The 22,536-nt window shown below is 55.3% G+C and carries 12 protein-coding genes; 3 read left to right on the forward strand and 9 right to left on the reverse strand.

Features of this window, described 5'->3' with window-relative positions; genetic code table 11:
- Positions 1-134: 134 nt before the first annotated feature.
- Genes BM030_RS20480 through BM030_RS13920 form a run of 3 tightly spaced genes read left to right on the forward strand, consistent with a single transcriptional unit; the run spans position 135 to position 1,438 of the window.
- A complete protein-coding gene (locus BM030_RS20480) occupies positions 135-335 on the forward strand; it encodes a hypothetical protein (RefSeq protein ID WP_397235909.1) in 201 nt (66 codons plus the stop codon).
- Complete coding sequence (locus BM030_RS19870; RefSeq protein ID WP_397235870.1) at positions 307-897, forward strand: hypothetical protein; 591 nt, start codon at positions 307-309, stop codon at positions 895-897. Before BM030_RS20480 ends, BM030_RS19870 begins: the two co-directional genes overlap by 29 nt.
- 25 nt (positions 898-922) lie before the next feature.
- A complete protein-coding gene (locus tag BM030_RS13920; RefSeq protein ID WP_090974221.1) occupies positions 923-1,438 on the forward strand; it encodes a YdeI/OmpD-associated family protein in 516 nt (171 codons plus the stop codon).
- Positions 1,439-1,758: 320 nt separating this feature from the next.
- On the opposite strand, the gene BM030_RS13930 is transcribed toward BM030_RS13920, so the two are convergent.
- The 9 genes from BM030_RS13930 to BM030_RS13975 form a co-directional block, all read right to left on the reverse strand.
- The gene (locus BM030_RS13930) at positions 1,759-2,142 is read right to left on the reverse strand and encodes an HU family DNA-binding protein (protein ID WP_090974223.1); all 384 of its coding nucleotides are present in this window, start codon (positions 2,140-2,142) and stop codon (positions 1,759-1,761) included.
- 204 nt (positions 2,143-2,346) lie between these two features.
- Complete coding sequence (locus BM030_RS13940; RefSeq protein ID WP_090974225.1) at positions 2,347-3,246, reverse strand: PorP/SprF family type IX secretion system membrane protein; 900 nt, start codon at positions 3,244-3,246, stop codon at positions 2,347-2,349.
- A gap of 11 nt (positions 3,247-3,257) precedes the next feature.
- Positions 3,258-9,764 (reverse strand): LamG-like jellyroll fold domain-containing protein, encoded by a 6,507-nt coding sequence (locus tag BM030_RS13945; RefSeq protein ID WP_090974226.1) that lies wholly within the window; start codon positions 9,762-9,764, stop codon positions 3,258-3,260.
- Positions 9,765-9,817: 53 nt separating this feature from the next.
- Positions 9,818-11,446 (reverse strand): RagB/SusD family protein, encoded by a 1,629-nt coding sequence (locus BM030_RS13950; protein ID WP_244518955.1) that lies wholly within the window; start codon positions 11,444-11,446, stop codon positions 9,818-9,820.
- Between the two features lie 10 nt (positions 11,447-11,456).
- Positions 11,457-14,558 (reverse strand): SusC/RagA family TonB-linked outer membrane protein, encoded by a 3,102-nt coding sequence (locus tag BM030_RS13955; protein ID WP_090974227.1) that lies wholly within the window; start codon positions 14,556-14,558, stop codon positions 11,457-11,459.
- Positions 14,559-14,565: 7 nt separating this feature from the next.
- A complete protein-coding gene (locus BM030_RS13960; RefSeq protein ID WP_244518957.1) occupies positions 14,566-16,155 on the reverse strand; it encodes a fasciclin domain-containing protein in 1,590 nt (529 codons plus the stop codon).
- Positions 16,156-16,166: 11 nt separating this feature from the next.
- A complete protein-coding gene (locus BM030_RS13965) occupies positions 16,167-17,777 on the reverse strand; it encodes a fasciclin domain-containing protein (RefSeq protein WP_090974303.1) in 1,611 nt (536 codons plus the stop codon).
- A 13-nt stretch (positions 17,778-17,790) separates the two neighbouring features.
- Complete coding sequence (locus BM030_RS13970; RefSeq protein WP_090974304.1) at positions 17,791-19,263, reverse strand: RagB/SusD family nutrient uptake outer membrane protein; 1,473 nt, start codon at positions 19,261-19,263, stop codon at positions 17,791-17,793.
- Between the two features lie 11 nt (positions 19,264-19,274).
- Positions 19,275-22,535, reverse strand: coding sequence for a SusC/RagA family TonB-linked outer membrane protein (locus BM030_RS13975; RefSeq protein ID WP_090974228.1), 3,261 nt, complete (start codon positions 22,533-22,535; stop codon positions 19,275-19,277).
- Position 22,536 lies beyond the last annotated feature (1 nt).

Here is a 22,536-nt window from a genome sequence, read left to right on the forward strand (position 1 = left end):
CAGGTCAATTCAAATCAAAAAATCAAAGAACGACTATAATATATTTATATACAATGCTTTACAATGAATTTTAAAAACTTAACGCATCACTAGTAGTCACCAATAACAATTTGATGTGCCGCTTCGATCCCGAAATGACCGAAGAGCTGTCAGCCAGAGCCGGCTTCTTGCCTATGATTATGAAAGGGAAAGCGTATAAGGGATATTGCTATGTGGAGCCGGAGAGCTTTAGGAATCAAACTGACTTTGAATTTTGGATCAACTTATGCCTTGATTTCAACAGCAGGGCCAAATCATCGAAGAAAAGTGAAAAGAAGCGTCAATATAAACGGTAAAATAAGAGTACAGCTAAAATTACCTAGCCGGACACTATTCTTTGCATTGAGCTTATTTCCTACCGAGGTATTCGCCCAGCCTGAAAAAAATCACGGGTTTGACATAGAAGTAGATCCCATCGCTTTCGCCTTGAATGGCTTTTCTCTTCACGGAGGATATCTCACAGGTGCCTGGCGTTTTGACTTGGGGGTATTTGGTCTAGATGTCCCCAAATGGGCACACGGCAACGAAGGATTTGAGGCAAGGGCCATTGGCGCAGGCTGGAAAGCCGATCGTTTTTTTCGAAAAGCACCGGATGGCTTTTTTGTGGGTGTAGAAGGAAATGTAACCAAAACAACCATTACCCATACGGCTTCTGCAGGGAAAAAAGATGTTATGGAATATTCCTTAGGAATTCGTGGTGGCTATCGCTGGAATACCGGCCTGGCGAACTTGTATGTTACCCCTTGGCTCGGGCTGGGCTATATCCTCAATGCCAAAGACAGGACCATCAATGGTGAGGTATATAAAACAGGTCCCTTTCAGTCCTTCCCTACCGTACATATCGGGTGGAAGTTTTGACCAAGCAAATAGAAAATTCTGGGAAATGGACTACAGGTCACACACATTTGAGGCACGTTTGGAAATCATTGGCATCAATCCATTTGTCTTTGTCCCCGAAGAAATTTTACGGGACATCTTCCGACAGGCAGATCGTGACAAAAGTCCCATCCCTGTTTGCGGAACAGTAAACGGACGGCCTTATACCCAAACCCTGATGAAATACAAGGGGCATTGGAGGCTGTACATCAACCTAGTCATGCTGGAAAATTCTCCCAAGAGAATCGGGGAAATCATAGAAGTCAGTATCCGCTTCGACCCTGTAAAAAGGGAAGTTCCCGTGCATTCAAAGCTCATGAAGGCATTGGAAGAAAACCCTGTGGCGAAACGAGCTTTTGACCAACTCGTCCCATCCAAACGCCTTGAAATTCTCAAGTATATGTCTTACCTGAAAACGGAAGCAAGCATTGAGAGAAATGTGAAAAAGGTAATCGCTAACTTATCTGAAAAATGTAGCGCAGGAAACCGGAATGAATATGGCGGTAACATCAGCTACACGTAATGAGGCGTATGGAATTCACAGACATCAGAACAATTCTATCACACACCATTGTAGCGTATTGCAAAGTTAACACCTTTCTTCAGCTGGAAATTTATTATCCTTATAAGACATAAATGATCAACTAAAATTGCGTTCAAAACGCTCCGAAGTCGCTTTCCGGACGCTCCGAAGAGCGTTAATGGAGTCACCGCGGTCACTTCAACATCGCTCCGAAGTCCGTTTTCAAAATGACCAAGCGTCATTTTTGGCCATTTTCAATAAAAAAGCCGCCCCGAAATACATCGGGACGGCCGGAGACCCAGGTTGAGGTTAGTATTGCTTTACCTCATTTTCTCAAAAGTTAAATTATCCATAACAGTTCTGACGTGCTTACCTGGATGAAACAGCAGGCGCTTGCGGAAAATGTTACCCGCAGTCACTTCCTCCGGGGTGTCGCTCCCCACACTGTTGCTGCTCAGCCGGAATGCACCGAGGTTGCCGAGCCGCACAATATAGCCGCGTGAAATATTACGCGGAATCTCCCGTACGAGGCTCTGCAATACCGCATAAACGTCCGACTCGGTGAGCGACGATGCGTGCGAAATATCCTCTGCCATGCTTTCCAAAGAAATTATCCCGGCGTGCACCGGGCGTGCATAGAATTTCTTCGGTGCTGCAGGTTCCCCCGGCTTGCCGATTTCCACAACGTTGAATTTAATTGCCATGTTACTCCTTTTTAAAACGTTAAACAAAAAACAGTTACTCCGTGCCGCGGACGGTACCTTTCCCTTGGCAATACAAAGTTCCGGCGATTGTCAAGAACGCTTGTCGGAATTGGCGGTTTTGTCGGAATTGGCGGTTTTGTCGTCGCTCGTCCTTCTTCAGCGGCCCAGCACTGCCTGGTGAAATCTGGTCGCACTTAGATGATATCAGTTCCCGATACGCCAGCCCAGCCCCACCTCAAACGCATTTCCCGCATAGCGGCTCAGCGAGGAAGTTTCCAGGCTGTACATGCCCAGCAACTGCAGGTTGCCCAGACGGGCGCCGAAGCCGAACGACGCGTTTTCTGAGGTGTGATACAACCCCAGTACGCGGAAGCGTTCGGCAAACCGGAAGTCCAGCCCCACATCGAGGATGTTGCCTGTACCCCGTGCACCCCGGTAACAGACCTTAGGGGTAAGTGCCATGGACCCGCTGCCGTCGCCTACGGGCAGCGTGTAACTCACCGCCGAAAAGAACAGGGGATTGTTTACCAACTGCCGTTCGTCTTTCTCGATATTCCGGATCAGATCGCCCATGGCAAACTCCACACAGAGTTCGCTAAAGGTGTAAGCAAGCCCGAAGTTGGCATCCAGCCTGGCCCCCCGTTCGTTGTAGGCGGCCAGCACGGGGTCGTACCCCGTGGCATTCACCTTGGTCATATCCAACCGGCTCCGCGACAGCGTGGCCGACAATCCGAAATGCAGCTGGTGGTCAGCGGCCAGCGGCAGGTGGTAGGCATAGCCCAGCGAACCGCCGGTATGCCGCACAGACCCTACCGAAGTGTTGTCCAGCACCAGCCCGATGCCGGAACGGCCGAAACCGTGCTCGGCGGTAAAGGCTTGGTTGCGGGGCGCGCCCGGCATCGTATTTGCCGTGGCGCGTATCCCCAGGTTGAGCGTGGTGCCGCCTTCCATGCCGGCCCGGGCTGGGTTGAACAGGTAGGGGTTCTGGAAATAGCCCGTACCCATGGGCGATAGCTGGGCGCTCACCTCAGCGATGCCCACCGCCACCACCGTGGTGAGGAGGGCCAATATATAGCGACTGCTGCTTTTTATGTTGGTGTTCATGATGTTGCCTTTTATCGGTTGTCCCTGATAATGTTGATGTACCCCTTCTGTGGCTCACGGCCGCCGCCGAACGTGATGATGAAATAGTAGGTGCCTTCGGCCAGCGGCCTGCCCTGATAGGTACCGTTCCAATCGTTCTGGTAGTCTTTGGCCTGGTGGATAATCCGACCGGAAATGTCGAATATTTTCACCTCGTTGCCGGGGTAATGTTCGATGTTGCGGACTACCCACGTATCGTTGATGCCATCGCCATTGGGTGTCACCACGTTGCTCACCTCCAGGGCCTCGGGTTCAAATACTTCTATGGTGATAGACGCTTCGCCTTCACAGCCGAATTCATTGACCGCTTTAACGGTGAAGGTGGTTGTCTCCGTAAGCCGGGCGGTAAGCACATTCGTTTCGATGGTCTGGTCATTGTATGTCCATGTCAGCGCTACGGCGCTTCTTGCGTTGTTCCGCACCTCCAGGCGTACGCTTTCGCCCCGCTGTAGCCGCTGCTTGTCGGCCAGCAAACTGATATCCGGCTGTGCGGCGATGGCAAGCGTGAACGTCTGGCTGTAAGTATCCTGCCCGCCGTGGGCGGTGCCTCCGTCGTCTTTGGCTGTAACCGTTACGGTTACCTGGTCGTCAATCCCGGCTTTTGGCGTATAGGTCAGGTGGGCCACACCGTTTTCCGGCTGGGTGATAGACAGGGTGTGGAACAGCCGCGAGGGGTTGGCGCTTAGCGACAGCTCTACCGACTGCCCTTCTTCCAGACCGGCGTTGATGCCACTGATGGTGATGGTGCGTTCTTCGGGCGTAAAACAATAGGCCACGTCTGCTATTTCATCAAACGAGGGCGGGGTATTTACAAAGTTTACGACAACCTGGATGGTCGCCTCGTCACTTTCGCCCAGGCTGTTGCTCACCCGCACTTTCACTTCCAGTACCCGGCCTTCTTCGTAATCGAAATCGCCGGCGTCGTTAATGGTCAGTTCGCCGGTTTCTGCGTTTAATGCAAATGCTGCTATCCCGTTTCCGTTCACGTCGGTGTTTTGCGTAATCCGCCAGCCGGTCAGTACTTCCCCTTCGGGATTACTGGCGGTCAGTTGAGCTATCAACGTACCTTCAGTACTGTATTGGTTCACGCCCAGCACCTCGTCGGCATTGATAACGGGTAACGCCAGGGCTTCCGTTTGGAACGACCAGGTTTCGCCGTATTCCACCCCTCCTTCCGCCAGCGCATCCACCCGCCAGTAATAGGTTGTTCCATGGGCGAGCAGGCTGGTATGGGCGTACAGTTGCTCGGTGATGCCTTCGGCCACAGGGGCCAGGTCGACCGGAGACGTGCCTAACCGAAGCGTGTAGGATTCAGCCTCGCCCTCCCAGACGAACGTGGTGCCGGAGACGGGGATGTCTGTCGCTCCGTTTTCCGGACTGACATTTTGCACCGGATTCATCACTGGCTTTGATTCGAACAGGTTTTTTATCTGCGCAGGCGACAGCGCGACGTTGTATAGCCGCACATCGTCCAGGTCGTCCCGGTATGGGCGGTTCTCGCGGGAGTTGCCGATGGTGAGATCCATCTCCGGCATGGCGATACCTTCTACCGTCCCGTCGTTGGATTCCGCTTTCAGTTCACCGTCGATATACAGGCGCGTCTTGCCCGCGTCGCGGTCACGCACGGCCACCACATGCTTCCATTCCCCGTTGAACAGCCCCGCATTGTTTGCATTGGTCGCCGCATCGGTCTTCACGATGTCATCGTCTATGGAGAACACGATGTTGCCGTTGTGATGCAACTGGATGCCGTACCATTTGCCGCCTTCGGCCGAGGCGAACGCTCCCTTATGGATAAGGTAGGCGTTGTTGGCCGAAGGGGTATACGTGTTTTCATCACCGCGCATCCACAATGATATCGTGAACGAGTTTTGGTCAAATGCGTTCTGTGCCGCTGCGGGCACCACGATGGCGCCGGTAGGTGCGGTGGTAGTATAATGGATAGCGCCACCGTGTTTACCGTCGCTGATCCACGGACTGCCGCCGAAATCCCGCAGCATGCCGTGGTTGCCGTAGGGGCTGGAGTCGGTAACCACCGTACCGGAGGTTTCGTCCAGCTTGTAGTGCGCCACCGGCTGAAGTTCTTCCCGCGGCGGGGTAAATAGTTCGGCAATCTCCTCAGGAGAAAGCGCGTAATTGTATAAACGCACATCGTCCAGGTCGTCCCGGTATGGGCGGTTCTCGCGGGAGTTGCCGATAGTGAGATCCATCTCCGGCATGGCGATGCCTTCTACCGTCCCGTCGTTGGATTCCGCTTTCAGTTCACCGTCGATATACAGGCGCGTCTTGCCCGCGTCGCGGTCGCGCACGGCCACCACATGCTTCCATTCCCCGCTGAACAGCCCGGCATCATTTGCATTGGTCGCCGCGTCGGTCTTCACGATGTCATCGTCTATGGAGAACACGATGTTGCCGTTGTGATGCAGCTGGATGCCGTACCATTTGCCGCCTTCGGCCGAGGCGAACGCTCCCTTATGGATGAGGTAGGCGTTGTTGGCCGAAGGGGTATACGTGTTCTCATTACCGCGCATCCACAATGATATCGTAAACGAGTTTTGGTCAAATGCGTTCTGTGCCGCTGCGGGCACCACGATGGCGCCGGTGGGTGCCGTGGTGGTATAATGGATGGCACCGCCCCGTTTACCGTCGCTGATCCAGGGGTCGTCGCCGAAGTCGCGCAACACACCGTGGTTGCCGTAGGGGCTGGAGTCTGTCACCACGTTCCCGGAGGTTTCGTCCAGGCGATAGTGTGCCACCAGCTCCCGGTCCGCCATCCCCTGGAAAAGGGCGCCGATTTCTTCATCAGACAGGGCATAGTTGTATAGGCGGACATCGTCCAGGTCGTCGCGGTACGGGCGGTTCTCCCGGGAGTTGCCGATGGTGAGGTCCATCTCCGGCATGGCGATGCCGCCTTCGGTACCGTCGTCAACTTCCGAAAGGAGTTCGCCGTCGATGTACAGCCTTGTCTTGCGGGCATTGCGGTCGCGCACGGCTACCACATGCTTCCACTCCCCGCTGAACAGTCCGGCATTGTTCGCATTGGTCGATGCATCGGTCTTCACCACATCGTCATCGATGGAAAAATTGATATTGCCGTTGTGGTGCAGCTGGATGCCGTACCATTTGCCACCTTCGGCCGAGGCGAACGCCCCCTTATGGATAAGGTAACTGTTGGTCGCCGACGTGGGGCCATAGGTGTTTTCATCGGCCCGCATCCACAGCGATATCGTAAAAGAATGCTCGTCAAACGCGTTCTGCGCTGCTGCGGGCACCACGATGGCACCCGTAGATGCCGTGGTGGTATAGTGGATACCCCCACCGAACTTACCGTCGGCAATCCAGGGGTCTTCCCCGAAATCGCGCAACATGCCGTGGTTGCCGTATTTGCTGGCATCATGCACTACAGTGCCACTGGTTTCGTCCAGCTTGTAATGGGCTACCAGTTCACGGCTTTCGGGGGGCGGCGCCGCGGTTTGAAACGACCAGGTATCGCCTTCAGCAACATCTTCGCCTGCCTTGGCATCCACCCGCCAGAAATAGGCCGACTCGGCCTGCAAGCCTTCGAAAACATATGACGTGGTGGTGGCCGGCAGTTCGGCGACCTGCTCCAGCGCATCTGCTGAAGTTCCAAAGTAAACCAGGAACGTTTCAGCCAATGCCCCGCCTGCCCAGGTGACCTCGGCGCGGTTGGCTTCCGAACTGCGCTGGCCGTGGGCAGGCACCGGCGTATGGGCTTTCTGTACTCCGGCCGCACGGGCAAATTCTTCCATAATCTCCTGTTCGCTCAGCACGTGGTTAAACAACCGGAGTTCATCCAGCTGGCCCGTATAGGGGGCCGACGCATTTTGGGAACTCAGAAATTCCAGCACACCGATGTTGCCGATAACCAGGTCGCTGGCCTCCCCGATTCCCGAAAGCGCACGCTGTATAGCGGTTTGCCCCACCACTTCCCCGTTCCGGTAAACGCGGAGCTGCCGTGCTTCGGCATCCCGGATAACAACCACGTGGACCCAATCGTCCACGAAAAACGGGCGGCCGTCTATCCCCACTTCATCCTTACCTCCGCCGCCAGCGTCATTATCGTCGTCGATGGCAAATCGGAACTGATTGTTTTTTAACTCAATATTGAAGCGTTTCCCCGTAGCTCCGGTATGCTCGTTCCGCGTAATGGAACCTTTGCAGAGCAGGTAAGCGCTGCTGTTATTGTCGGGGGGCAGGTCTGCCGTACTCCCTTTCATCCAGAACGAAATGGAGAATGACCCGTGGCTTAAGTACAGGTGATCGGCATGCGGGATGCTGATGGGATACATATTGCGGTCTACGGTGGACAGATCCACCGCACCGCCTTTTATTCCTGAAATACGTACCTGGCCGACATCGTCGGTACCCAGCAGGCCGTGTGTCTCATAGGGCGAAGCGTCGAGGAGTTCGGGGCCTTCTTCTTCGTCAAACGCCCAGTGGCCTACCAGGCCACGTTCGAACTCCGGGGTCACGCGGAAAGACCAAACCACGCCGGTGGCTGTTCCGCGGTCGTTAACCGCATCCACCCGCCAGAAGTACGTTTGGCCGTGCTCCAGGCCTTCAAATACCGCGGTCGGCCCGGATGCGGCAGGTACTTCCGCAACCTGGGCGAGGCTTTCTGCCGATGTGCCCAGAAATACCAGGTAGGTAGCTGTATTTTCACTGCCGGACCACCGCACACTGGCCTGCCCGGAGGCATCGATAGCTACGTAGCCGTAACTATCGCCCGGCATGGGCTGCGACGGCGTTTCCGGTGCCGTTGGAATGGGTGGCGTGGTTATCGAACGGAATACATACGATGACGACTCATCATCTCCTGTTACGATTTTTAACCGGTAATAGTAAGTGGTATTGGGCAGCGTGCCTTCGTTATCTACATACGTTTCGGTACCTATGGCTACCGCAGCTACCTGGGCATACACGGCTCCATCGGCTGAGCGTTCTATAACCACCGTACCTTCTTCATTGCCGTTATCGCTCCACGTCAGCGTGATGGTGCTGCCTTCCGGATCTTCTTCCGACTCGGCCGCCAGCGTAATTTGGGATGGCGGCCGGATAAAATCGGGAGCCTCGCCGTCTACCAGGCTGTTGATGTAAACCTCTATGTTCAGGTAATTCGGATCGATGTTGCTTTCCGCAAGGGCGTCCGCCGGATCATGCTTGTCCAACCCGTTGGCATCTTCCCACTCGTCCGGAATGCCGTCGCCATCGGTATCCAGTGGTGCCGGGGCACCGTCCACCACACCCAGCCCGCCATTGGCCAGCGGCAGGTCGTCTTCGCGGTACACGTATACCGCCTCGGTGCCTACCGACGCCAATTCGGCAATGATCAGTTCGTCCACCTGATCCCTGCGGGGGAAATTGGCTCCCACGTTGGCCAGCACCCAATCATAGGCCTGTTGGGCCGTCAGGGCATTCGGCGTATAGGGATATTCGTAGGGTTGTGCCTGGAAGTTGCCGGGTTCCACACCCGGATAGCCGCTGGCGTCTTCCGGAATCAACGACCCGTTCAATGCGCCATCTTTATTATCATCCCAATAGTTGCCCGATGCGTACAGGTTGAAGGTTGGCGTACCCCGGGAAAAAGGTGTGTTTCTTGACGGCGTATGGGGGCCGGCGATAAAATAATTATTAACGATATTCACATGGGAAGTGCTTGCCGACCCGCCCATGATGTACCCATCGCCGGAGACGGAATGCCCGTAGGTATTGCCTGCATTGCCGAAGTTATACACCACGTTGTTTACAAACTCGTTGATGCCCTTCACTTTGGGATTGCGGGTTTTGTTGCTATGGTACAGGCTCCTGAGGATACTTACTTTACCGCCCGGTTCCATGAGGCCACCGGCAGAATGGTTATGGCGGTGCACCCCCTGGCCGATGATGGAGTTCTGGATGGTAATGTTGTCGGGGTCGGTGCCCCGGTTATCCCAGTTGATGGAGAATACTTCATCGATTCCCCAGGAGACCGACAGATGGTCAAAAATCATGTCGTGCCCGTTGGCAATTCCCAGGGCGTCTTCATTACGGCCGGCGCCGCTGTTCACGCCGCAACGGAACCGCATGAAACGCGTGATGACGTTGTTTGCCCCGCTATACGATATGCCTCGGCCATATACCACAATCCCGTCTCCGGGTGCGGTCTGACCGGCAATGGTTGTGTTAGGCGGGATGACAAGGCGCGACTGGAGCGTTATGACGCCCCCTACGGCAAACACCACGAACCTGCCGGGCTGGCTTACCGCATCACGCAGCGAGCCGGGGCCGCTGTCGTTCAGGTTGGTTACGACATATACTTGGGGGTTGGCATGCCCGCGTGCGCCGGTTGCATACCGCCCGAAACCTTCGGCACCGGGGAACGCCAGGGTCTGCCCCTGAACCGGGCTTGGCGAACACCACAAAAGCAACGCCACGAGGGCGGCTGTAATACCACAAAAATAGTTCAGTAATTTCTTCATTGTCTTTTGATTACATAATTGGTTAACAGCTTATGAGTGGTAGCTGCACTACCCTAAAGGGGGTAGTGCACAAACCAGTTCTGGGGATTCATCATCCGCGTACGTACCGTTTCCCGCATACCTGCCTCATATTTCGCACTCACCCGGTCCGCTAATATCGCGGGGTCGTTCCAGCGCTTGGCCATCCGGATCATCGTAAAGAGCGACCGCGCTTCTCCGGCACTCTCCATAAGGGTTTCTTCCACAATAAGCTCGTCCAGCGCTCGTTTATAAGCCTCCACTTTCTCCGGCGTATTGAGGTCGTTTTTCGATAGGCCTGCCGGATAAACGGGGCCTAAGTCTACCCGCCGGCGGATGCCCCAGTTCCGGTTCAACTGCGCATTCCATACTTCATTGTTAAACGGATACTGAAGATTGCCCGCATGTGTAGACAGGTAGAGGTTTATTCCCCCGTTCAGCAAGGCCTCGGCCTCATCAAACAGCTCCAGTTGATTGAGTGCTTCCAGGATGAAAAAGTGCACATCGGCATCGCGGTATAAGACAATGTGCACGTTGTTCTTATGGATTTCGGATGCTATTTCCCGATCGCGTGAGAATTTACGGATTAGCCAGTCGCCATTCTGCTGCACAAACGTGTAATTTTCACCGCGGTAAAAATCACCGATGGTATGCCCGTCTTGCCGTACCTGCCGCCTGAAGCGGTTCATGGCCACTTCCGTAGGACGGAGGTAATACACCGAGGGGTAAGTATTGGAAAAGAAGCGGATTAGCCGGTTGGTCTGGTTGCGTTCAAAATCGAACGGCACGATATTGATGAGTACCCGTGTTTTGGTCACCGGGTTGCGGGTAAACACCTGTATCCACTCTGCATTGTAGTCATCGTTCCCGATTTTGTAACGGTTGCCCCCATTGTCATAAATAAACGGCATCCCGATTTCCACCACCCGGCTATACTGACCGGCCCAAAGGTACAATTCCATCAGGAGCGGCTCGGGCGACGGGCAAATCATATTCCACACCAGATCCTGGTCGGCAGCGTTAACCCCGGGGAACAGCACATTCCCCCAGTTCAGCACCAACTGGCCGTTGATTTGGTTGGTGCCCACCTCCATCAGCTGGATCAGCCGGTTAACCAGTTCATCCATGCCCAGTACGGGAATGGTGTGGAGTTCGTCCAGCTTTACATTGGGTGCATCGGTATAGGCGGCCTGCCCATACAGCTTGCCGAGCATGAGGTAGGCCCATACCTTAAAGCGGATTGCCCCGCTGACCAACGGGCCGAAATGGCTTTCGTCTACTGCCCGTGGATACTTGGTACGGTATTCAAAAGCCTTATGGATAAAGTTGTTGGCATTGAGGATCACGGCATAGTAGCCCCGCGGATCGGCGAAGGAGTTGCCTTCCAGCGACTGGTGGTTGTAGATATCCCACAGCTCCTGGGGGGCATTGGCGGTAGGCTCCAGCAGGTCGCTTCGCAGCTCCGACAAAAATATAGCATGGTCGGCCACATCCTGCACTTTAGCGGCAATGCCCATATATCCTGAATACAGTTCGTTGCTTTCGCCGATGTAATCCTCCTCTTTCAGCATGTCATCTGCATCCACGTCAAAGAAGCTGGAACAGCTTGCTGAGAGCAGCAGCAGGCCGCACCCAAGGATTGTCAACTGTCGTTTCATCATCATATCGTACATGTTAGAATGTCAAATTTATCCCCGCCCTGAACGTCCGGGGTTGTGCTACATTACCGAAGTCCAGCCCCAAATACATCGGGTTGTGCGCGTACGCAGTTTCCGGATCGAGCCCGAGGTATTTGGTCCAGGTGACGAGGTTTTCGCCCATCACATAGATTTCGGCCCCCTCAAGCACGCGTACGGCTGCCCGTTGTATCCGGTAACGCAGGGCTAAGTTAGACAGGCGGAGAAAAGAACCGTCTTCGATCCAGCGGGAAGAAAAGCGGCTGTTTTCCCGTGGGTCGCCGTACTCAGCACGGGGCATGTCTGTTACCTGCCCGTCTGCTTTCCAGCGCCGCAGCACGGCGGTTGACTGATTATCATACCGGTTCATGGATTCCGAATGCCTGCGCACGGCGTTGTAGATTTGGTTACCGTAGCTGAAATTGAAATAGGCCGACAGCGACAGCTGCTTATAGCGGACATCAACAAAGGCACCGCCGAAAAAATCAGGGTTCGGATCGCCGATAATCGTCCGGTCAGCACGGTCAATAACCCCGTCATGGTTCAGGTCGGTAAACCGGATGTCGCCCGCCTCAAACGGAAGCCCCTTGTAGTCGACCAGGCCCAGGGACTGGGCCGCGCTGGCCGACGGGATTACCTCATTGGCGACATGGCCGTAAAAGGCATACGGTGCATGCCCCACTGCCGACACCAGCGCCACACCGTTGCTCAGTTCGAAGACACGCTGGCCGTCGCCGGCCAGGCTTTGGATTTCACTGCGATACGTGCTCCACGTGCCCCCCACCGTCAGGCCAACATCGCGCTGTTCTATCAGCGTTGCGGAAATATCCACCTCCACACCGCGGTTGCTGATCTCGGCCCCGTTGACAAACCGGAAGTCCAAGCCAGTGACCGGCGATGCGGCCATCGTCTGTATCACATTTTTGGAAAGGGTTTGGTAATAACCAACGGTAGCCCGCACCCGTTTGTTGAGCGCCCCAATGTCTATGGCCGCATCAAACGTCTGGTTATCCTCCCAGCGCAGCGCATCGTTCGGCACATTGGCCACCACGATGCCCGAAAGCTGCCGGTACAACTGGCTGCCGTATGAAGGCCTGCTCAGCTTGGATGAATACCGGCTGTTGCCCGTGAGGGCATACCCCACCCGCAGGTCCAGTTGGTCCAGCCAGGTTACGGCGTGCAAGCCTTCCATATTGGCCACGCGCCACCGCACTTCACCGCCCGGGAACAGGCCAAAGCGATCGGTACCGTTGCCCGTAGACGAAGTACCATCTGCCGAGAAGTAGGCCGAAAGCGTCAGCAGGTTGTTCCAGTGGTAGCGGCCAAAGCCATACACACTCATCCAGTTCCACGGTTCAATATATCCCTGGAACTGCCGGCCGTCTACACTGACATTACTGATGGTCCGGTAAAAGTCAGAGGGCGTGTTCCGGCCGCTGCCGGCATCCAGCTCGGAATGGGCGATGATAAACTGGTAGCCGCCGCCCGCTTCCACGCGGTGCACCCCGATTTGCCGCTCATACTGCCCGTTGAGCCGGTAAAACAGGTTGGATACCTGCGCCGCACCCGCACGCGAGGTATTTAAGGCCACACCGTTTTCCAGCGGCATCACGGTACGGCTGCTTACCCCCGGTATGAAGGCGGTATGGCGCATAAAGCTGGAGAAAATGCCGAGCGTCGTACCAATTGTCCAATACGTGTCCGGTCGGTAGCTGATGCCGGCATTGACGAAGACGTCATAGCCGCCGAGCCGCATCTGTGCCGTATTGAGTACCGCCAGCGGATTGCTTACGTTAAACTGCCGCACCACATCGTAGCTGGGCAGCTCATTATTGAGCTCGTCTTTGGTATAAGGGCTCAGGATAGGCGCCCGGCTCAACGCCGTGAGGATGGGGTTGGTTGCAGTTAGCATACCCTGCTCGTGCAGGTTGGCGTTCTGGTAAGTGAATCCCACCGTTCCGAGAAAGTCGAATTTCTGCCCGAGGGTCACCGTAGCGTTCATGCGGGTAGAATAGCGCGTCAACGAGCTGTTATCCAATGCACCGCCCTGGTTGGTAGCCCCCAGCGAAAGGTTATACTTTGCCACGGCATCGCCGCCCCGAACGCGCAGGTGATTGTCGGTCACAAACGCCGGCCGGTAAATCAGGCCCTGCCAGTCTGTCTGCGAGTTATACAGAAAGTTGAAATAATAGTCAGGGTCGTCGCGCAGGAACGGGAAGAAATTGAGCATTTCGCCCATGTCGTCGAACTGTGTCAGCCCCACGTCGCCGATATAACTTTTGAAATCGCCGGGCCCCAGCACCGGGAGCGTGGCGGGGTTCTGGGCCACGCCATAATGCCCGTTGAACTCAATAACGGTCTCCAGGTCGGCCGGTTTGGCGGTCTCGATCACCAGCACGCCGTTTGACCCCATGGAACCGTACACCGCCGTTTCGGCGCCCTTCAATAATCGCACCTCCTGGATATCGCGCAGGTTAAGCGGGAGCAACGGGTTGCGCGAATAGCCGCCAATAACAGCGGAGTTGCTCGATTCAGGCAGGTAGGGAACGCCGTTGATGACCATTAGGGGTGAATTATCCCCCTCAAACGAACGGACGCCCCGGAAGTACATCGCGCCCCCCTCTCCGGGCATCCCGCTCTTATTGATGACGTTAAGCCCGGAAAAACGCCCCTGCAGCACACTTTCTACATGAAGCGCGCCGCGGCGGAAATCACGCTGGTAAATGGCCGCTGCATCGCGGTGCAGCGGGTTGGTTACCAGCTCCTCGTCGTAGTAATTCGGCCGGCTATCTGGCACCAGCGTTACGTTCAGCTCGCGCCGATCCAATAGGGGAAACGTGGTCCGGTAGTAGCCCGGAGACCAAAACATGATTTCAGACGCTTCGGATGGCAAGACCACCCGGTAGTTTCCGTCTGTGCCGGTTTCTACCATCATTTCAAACCCGGGCACGGATACCACGGCACGGGCCAAAGGCTTGCCATCGTAACCGCTGGTTACCTGACCGGTTACGACCACGCTGTCTTGCTGCGCATGGGCCGTAATGGCCATACCCAGGATTATCCACCACAGCGACAGTTTCAAAGAATTTATCACGATCATATCTTCATTAATAGTTATTCTGGGTTGGCACCAAGGCCCAATGGTAGGGCTCCAAGGTTTCGGCGGAGCCCGTACTAAGTCCAGCAAATTCAACTTTAATCCGGAAACTCCTCACCCCGTCGCCATCAATCGTCACGGGCCCGACCAACCCGCCCCAACCGTTGTACCGCGTGCCGGATACCGTGTTGGTATTCCGGTCGTAGTTCCAGGGGGTAGAGGGTTCTACATTCAGCCGGTTGGCTATTTGCCGCCCGTCTACATAGATGTTCACGAAGGGGTGCGTGCTCGACCGGAATCCCATATACAGGTTATACTCGCCCGGCGGTACCTCCACCACCCGGTAGCCGACCGATCCGTCAGGATTGTTCTCCAGCATTATGGGCGTAAAATCAATGCTGGCCGGTTGGCCGGGAATCAGCGCCCCCCGCACCACCAGGGTGCGGTACGTGAGTTCGATACCCAGCGTCGGGAATGTGACGTGATCACGGTTGGTGGGCACGATGTCCGTGACGTTATTGAGCGTGAACAAGGCCGGCCTGTCTGCTTCGGGCACAAACTCATAGTAATGGAATAACTGCTTGATCATGGCGATGTGCACGTTATTCGGTATTTTCAGGTGTGTAACCTCATATACCCGCCCATTGCTCATACGCCGGAAATCGGCATTTACCTGTTGTACATCCGTACGCCAGAGACGGCCGAATGCCGATACGAGGTCGCGCTCACTTCCGTAATCTTCGATGACGCGGTTATAGAACACGGCTTCGCGGATCCATTGATAGGCTTTCAGGCTGTCTTCCCGAAGGAAATCCTTGCCAAACTGGTCGTACAGGGTACCCAGGTCTTCGAAACACTGCTGTATCACGGCGTTGCTGGGCAGGAACATGGTCACCTGCGAAAATTCCGACCGGATGTTGGCCGCATTAAAAATGGGGTTGGTGATAACGAATACCGAGTCATATAAGGTATTGCCCGTGGGATCTACCCCGATGGGCACACTGTTGGCGACGTCAAATATGGTATCGTTCAGCGCAAGTACCGAGTCGCGGATGATGGAGTATTCGGTGCCCAAAGCCTCCAGGTAATCATAAATGCTTTCATCGGGCCGCATGAGGGCGTCTATCTCGTGTACCACCCCGTTCCGGCACAATTGGTTACCCTTAGTGATGCGGGAGTCGCCCACCATGATCTCATCCGAAACGCGCTCCACTTGGATGTATTTGCCGCTCAGGGTCTGTATCCGGAGCCCGGATTTCAGCTTCGTATAGTCGAACGTGAGCAGATTCAAGTGATAGTTCATCACGTACCGCTCATCGAGCCCCATGCCGGCCAGTTGGTCCATGACAGCATTGGGCACCACCCATACCGATAAATTCTGGTCGCGGGTCAGTTGGCCGGCAATTTCCAGTTCTTCCAATTTCTCGACGAACCGGCTGTACTCCGGCACCGATTTCAGGTAGTCCAGCAGATTCAACGGCGACACGATTGCATCACCATCGCCGGTGCTGTTGAAATGATCGTCCCAGACTTTTTGCCGGCACGCGCTGGCAGCTACTGCCAGGCATGCGACGAACATTATTTTATACCATGTTTTCATGACCATGTTGTTTATTGTATAGGTTCAAAACGAATATAATCCAAGGTGATTAACCGTCCGTCAAGCGAGATCACGCGCAACGTATGGGAGGTGGTTTCCTCAAACGTCACCGTACCCAGCGTTTCCGTCAGGACACGATCGCTGCTGGTATTCGAGATGGTATGGCGTTCGCGCAGCATCTGCCCGTCGAGTGCAAATGCGCAAATCCCCGTGGGGTTGGCCTGCCGCGGACTGGGCCATACCAGCGTCAACCGGTATGTTCCCTGCACGATGACCGGTGTTTCCATCTCGATCCAGCCTGACTCGCCCAGTTCGATGCGCAGGTGGTCATGGTTCAACACCTCGGAATACCAGATACCATCCGCCGCCCGGTTGTTCCGGTAGGTGAGCACGCCCGCCCGGTCTTCGGGCTGGGAAACCCAACGGAAACTCTCCAGTTCGCCCTGCTGGAACACGCGGTCGTATTGCGCGCCGAGGCTCGGATTCCGGTATTGCGTTACGTTTGCCGCCAAATCCGGATAATCGGTTACCTCCCACACCACCACCACGGGGGGCGGTGCAAACAGCGGCATCCAGTGGTCCACTTCATGCACCACGCCGTTTTTGCAGGGAATGTCAAACTCCAAAAAGCGGATTTCGCTGTCCCGTTCGGGATCGTAATTCAGCAACAGTTCGCCTCCCCGATCGGTGACGCTGATGAGCTGGCTGCCGGCCAGCGTATTGAGGTTTTTCACGGTTTCCCCCTCGGGGAACTGCCCCAGCTCGGAATAAGAGCGCAATTGGGTCAGCAGGTGATAGGAGATGTATTGGTGCAGCGGATTTTCCGGACTGTTATACGATCCGGTGCCGGCGCCCAGGCGTTCAGCCAGTTGGGCGAGCGACTGGATGCCCGCGGCGGCAAAGGTGGCATCACTCACCGCAAACAGCGTATAATGGTACCGCACTTCAATGGGGAAGCCGCCCGGGCCGATTTCTTCGGTATAAACCGTCCGCAGCATGGTTTCATAGCCCGTGGCGATGACCGCTTCACGGAAAATACCGAAATCACCCGTCTCCAGGCGATCAGCGATGGTAGCGGTGAGCGGCTCCAGCACGTCTTCAATGACATGGATAACACCGTTGGTAGCCTGGATATCAAACCGCAGGAACCGCGATTCGCCATTCAGGTATACCGCGTCAAGACCGCCGTCCCTGAACTCGACGAACAGGTTGTCGTCGGTTGCGTTGCGGTCGTTAATGGCACCGCTTTGGAATTGCCCGAGGTCTACCTTAGCCAGGTGAATCAGGTGATAGCGGACCAGGTAAGCCGCTTCCTCCCGCGGGATATCGGTTACCGCACCGTAGCCGTGTGCCTGCAAATACCGTTCGACCCCCGCATTGGTAGGCACGAAAAACGTATAGGTGGTCCGCAGGTTAAGGGTGGCGTACATGCCCGCGTGTTCCATCAGCTCCACCCAGCGGCCGTATTCGTCGCTGTGTTCACGCAGGTACATCCCGATGGGAAGTTCTTCATACGCGGTGAAGGTCTGGTCTTCAAAAGCGTCTTTACAGGTCTGGAAAGCGAGGCTCAGCAGCATCAAGAGACCGCAGCGCTTTGCAAAAAGAAATATCTTCGTATTCATGGCCTTCTCCTTTTTAATTAACATTATCGTAATACGGGTTTTGCTCCAACAGCCTGTTCGACAGCAATTCATCGATATGGATGGGCAGGTAGTGGCTGTTTTCGTTCAGCAGCTTCGAGCGGATGACCGGGGCTGACCCTCCCTGCACACCCAGCAAAACCTGGCTAATCAGGTATTCCTTATACTGATATTGGTTGCGCTTGGCCACGCGGAGGATATCATACCACCGCTTGCCTTCGCCCAGAAATTCCAGGGCCCGCTCATTCAGCACGATATCCAGCATTTCCAATTCGCTGGAGCCCACGCCCAGGGGCACGGAAATTCCGGCACGTTGCCGTATCCGGTTGACCAGGGTCAGTGCCTCCGCGTAGTGGGATTCGCCCAGCATAATCAGGGCTTCTGCCTTCATGAGGTAGATATCGGCCATCCGGTAGAGTATCCAGTTTTGATCATTGTTGGGTCGTGGAACGGTGGTGTTGGCCTCAGCCCCCAGGTATTTCCACAACCGGAATGTGGTGGCGTTGTAAGATGCGCCATTGCCACGGATATCTTCTGCAGACAGGTTGAATTGCTCAACCATCAGCGGCGAGATAATCCACGTATACGGTCCGGTGCCGAACCACTGCGTCATATCGTTGGTTTGCTGGCGGGCGAAATCGAACTGCAGCTCAAAAATACTTTCGTTGCTGTTGCCTTCGCTGAACATGGTAAACCAATGGTTCCGGTTGTTGACCACCCCGTCGATAAGCCCCACCCAGCCCGATTGCAGAACCCTATCGCATGCGGCAATGGCCTGTTCATATTGCTCCGTCCACAGATACACATCGGCCAGCAGGGCATAGATGGCCCATTTGGTGGCCCGGCCCTTATTTTCCCACACCTGCGGCCATACCTCCTTGCTGGCCGGAATGGCGGTCTCCAGATCGGTGATGATTTGTTGGTAAATCTCCGCTTCGGCCGATTTGGCCACGTCAAAGGTGTACAGATCGTTCATGTAAGGTTCGGTAATCAGCGGCACCTCCCGGAAATTGCGCACCAAGATAAAGTAGCACAACCCACGCAGGAAATACGCTTCAGAGAGCAGCGACTGCATCACGGGCTGGCTGAACGACGGATCGCGCGCAACCACCTCGGGAGCATATTTAATAACCATGTTGGCGTAGTTGATTACCTCGTAAAAGCCGCTCCATTGGGCCCATTCATTGTTGGGCAGTATCTCAAATTGCTTGAGCCGGAAGATAGAAGCGGGGACGGAACCCAACAGGGCCAGTCCGTTTCCCCGGGCTTCGCCCCAGATCAACTGGTGCTGCAGCGTGCCCCGGAACCGCACGTAAGCTGCACCAAGCACGGCCTCCGCCTCTTCTTTATCCTGCCAGTAAAGGTCTGTTACCTGTTGGTTTTCCGGCAGCACATCCAACCACTTGTTGCAACCCGCCGCTGGCAGCAGCGCCAGCAATACCAAGCTATATATCCAGATTCGTTTCATCGTTATCCACATTAAAAGTCAAACATAAGCCCTACCGCATAACGCCGCGGCCGTGGCGTTGACGCATTGTCTCTACTCAGCATATAAACATCATTGGGCCTCAGGGATACTTCGGGGTCCATGCCCGTATAGTTCGTCCAGGTGATCAGGTCTTGGATGGTCATGAACACATCAAAGCGCTGGATATTGAACCGCTGCAAAAAGGGTTTGGGCAGGGAATAACGCAAGGAAAGGTTGCGGAGCCGTACAAACGAGGCGTCTTCCACGAACCGATCCGACCCCAGAATGTTATACCCCTCGCCGAACAGCGCCCGGGGGATGTCGGTCTGGTCGCCTTCGTGCCGCCACCGGCGCAGCACCGCCTGGCTTTGGTTGCTCGTTCCCCGCATATCCTCGGTATTCATCCGTGCCTCGTTGACCACCTTGTTGCCGAACCGGCCGTGGAAAAAGGAACTCAGCGTGAATCCTTTGTAACGCAGTGTCAGGCTGAGCCCCCCCGTAAACAAGGGCATGGCATTACCCAGGTACACGATGTCATACTGATCAATAACCCCGTCGCCGTTGATGTCTGCATACCGGGCATCACCGGGGTATGCCTGCCGCTGGTTGTTATACGTCATAAACACCGGCTCGCCATTGAGGTTGTAGATCAGATTGCCGTTCAGGTCACGGGCATAGGTTTCGTCCTGGTTTTGGTATACCCCGAGGTAGCGGTAGCCATAAAACGAACCGACAGGATTGCCCTCTACAATGCGGTGTGCATAGCGCTTATTGTCAAACACATAGTTTTCAAACTGCATATTTTCCGGAAGCTCCACCACTTCGTTTTGGTTGCGGGAGAAGTTGAGCATCATCTGTAACCCCCAGTCGGATTTCCGGATCACGTCGTAGTTGACAATCAGTTCCCACCCGCGGTTGTACAGCTCCCCGCTGTTAAACCAGGCCAGTTGCGAAAAGCCCGTTGACCCCGGAATGCGTACATCTCTATGCAGCACATCCGTCGTGCGGCGGTCATACCGCTCCATGGTGACGAAAAGGCGGTTGTCCAGCATGGCCAGTTCGAGGCCGAAGTTGGATTGGGTGATTGTTTCCCACCGCAGGTTTTCCAGCTGCATGCGCTGCGGCCGGATAGCCGGCATATCCATATAGCCCGGCACCAGCGGGGAAAATGTGCCCAGATACCGCCATGCACCGCTGGGTGCATTGCCCGTGCGCCCCCAACTGTAACGGAGCTTGGCCAAATCGAAAAAGTTCAGCCGCTGCATAAATGGTTCATCACCGAACAACCACGCAGCCCCCACGGCGGGAAACCTGCCCCAACGGTGCTCCCGGCCGATGCTGTTGTTGGCTTCCCAGGTATAGCCCCCGTTGATGTTGTATTTGCCCTTATAGGAATAGAATACGTTGGCAATGCCGGCAATCCGGCGGATGGCACTGAAATCTGATGCTATCGAGACGACATTGCCGCCCAACGCCGGGTCGGACATTCCCGACGACGCGTTGCCCGATGTTTCACTGCTGTAGGGGTAGCTCAGCTCTTCGGTGGTGCGGAGAATGGCATTGCCGATCAGGTTATGATCTTCACCGAACAGTTTGTTATACAGAAACCGGTTTTCGGTGGTCAGGTTCAGTGCATCCGTAATGCGGTCTGACGCTTGGTTGAAATATTCATTCACCCAGGATACCCCCGTAACGGACTGCGGCAAGAACCGGCGGTTTTTGCTTGAACGCATGTCGAAACCAACCATACCGTGGTACTGCAAACTGGGCACAACATCATACCGGAGGCGGAAGTTGGCCCGGGCATTTTCACTGTTTGTCCGGTTGACCGACTCGTGCACCATCGCCACCGGGTTGTACACTTTGTTTGCCATACTGCCTTCTTCAAACCCGCCCTGGAAGTTTACCCGCGGCGTAAAATATTCATTGGTGGGTTGCCCGTTCGCCCCGATGACCCAGGGGCTCATATTGGGCATGCGCGTCATGGCAATGCCGCGGGGCGACGCCAAACCGCCGGCCGTCCAGGAATTATTCTGGTTGCTCCGGGTGTAAGCCATATCAGCCATCACCTCCAGCTTGTTTGAAAACCGGTAGTTTACCGCCAGCAAGGCGTTGTACCGCTTAAGGTCCGTACCGATGGTAGTACCTACGTCATCCAGCATGCCCAGCGAAAGCCGGTAAGTAGCCTTGTCGCCCCCGCCGCTTATGGAGAGCGAATTATCCACAAAGTACCCCAACTGGTTGACGTGGTTGACCCACTGCGTATTCTGGTTATACTCGTCGAAATATACCCAGTCGGGGTTAAAGTTGATCTCATTGGTATTATAGAGCAGATCAAGGTAACCGGATCCGGCTGCATACCCCAGGTCATTCACCGAATTCCAGACGGCATCCTGGATCAGGCTGACGTACTGGTTGCCGTCGAGCAGCGGGATGGGATCCGGCTCGCGGCGCATGTCCAGCTTGCTGGAAAACGATATGCGGGTTTTGCCTGAACGCCCTCGCTTGGTGGTGAACAGTAGCACGCCGTTGGCGCCCTGCGACCCCCATATCGCTGTTGCAGCCGCATCCTTCAGCACTTCGATGGACTCGATATCGTTGGGCGAAATGTTAACCAGCGCGCCGAAATCCTCATCGTTGGCCGTAGCGAAATCGAACCCATCCTGGATGGTCGTCGGGTACGGCACGCCGTCGATGACGATGAGCGGATCGGCATTGGCATTGAGTGAGGAGGTACCCCGGATGCGGATCGAGTTGCGGGCGCCCGGATCGGCACTGGTAACAATGTCTACGTTAGCCATACGTCCCTGCAACCCCTCTTCGATGGACGCGAAGGGCATGGTTTCCACCTCCTTCAGGTCAAACCGTTCGGTAGAAGACACCTGATCCCGGTAAGATATGCCCATGCTGTTGATTTGCTTGGTGCCACGGGCTTCGATGGTGACTTCATCGATTTGCATATCTGCCATCTTCAGGCGTATCTGCAGGGCCCGCTGGCCGCTGTAGGGTATCCGTTGCGTCTGAAAACCGATGCATGAAAACACCACGGTCAAATCAGGTTGGTTGGGCACCTCCAGCTGAAAGAGCCCGTTGGCGTCGGTAGACGACCCCTTGAGGTTCCGTTTATCTTGATTTTCAATGAACACGGTTGCGCCCGCCAACGGGTTCCCCTGCTCGTCTGAAATGCTGCCGCGAAGAATATTGGACTGCTGCGCTACTGACCATCCCGACCACAGCAACAACCAGCACAATACGATTATTTTTCCTTTCATT

This window comes from Parapedobacter composti (genome assembly GCF_900112315.1).
GTDB lineage: Bacteria > Bacteroidota > Bacteroidia > Sphingobacteriales > Sphingobacteriaceae > Parapedobacter > Parapedobacter composti.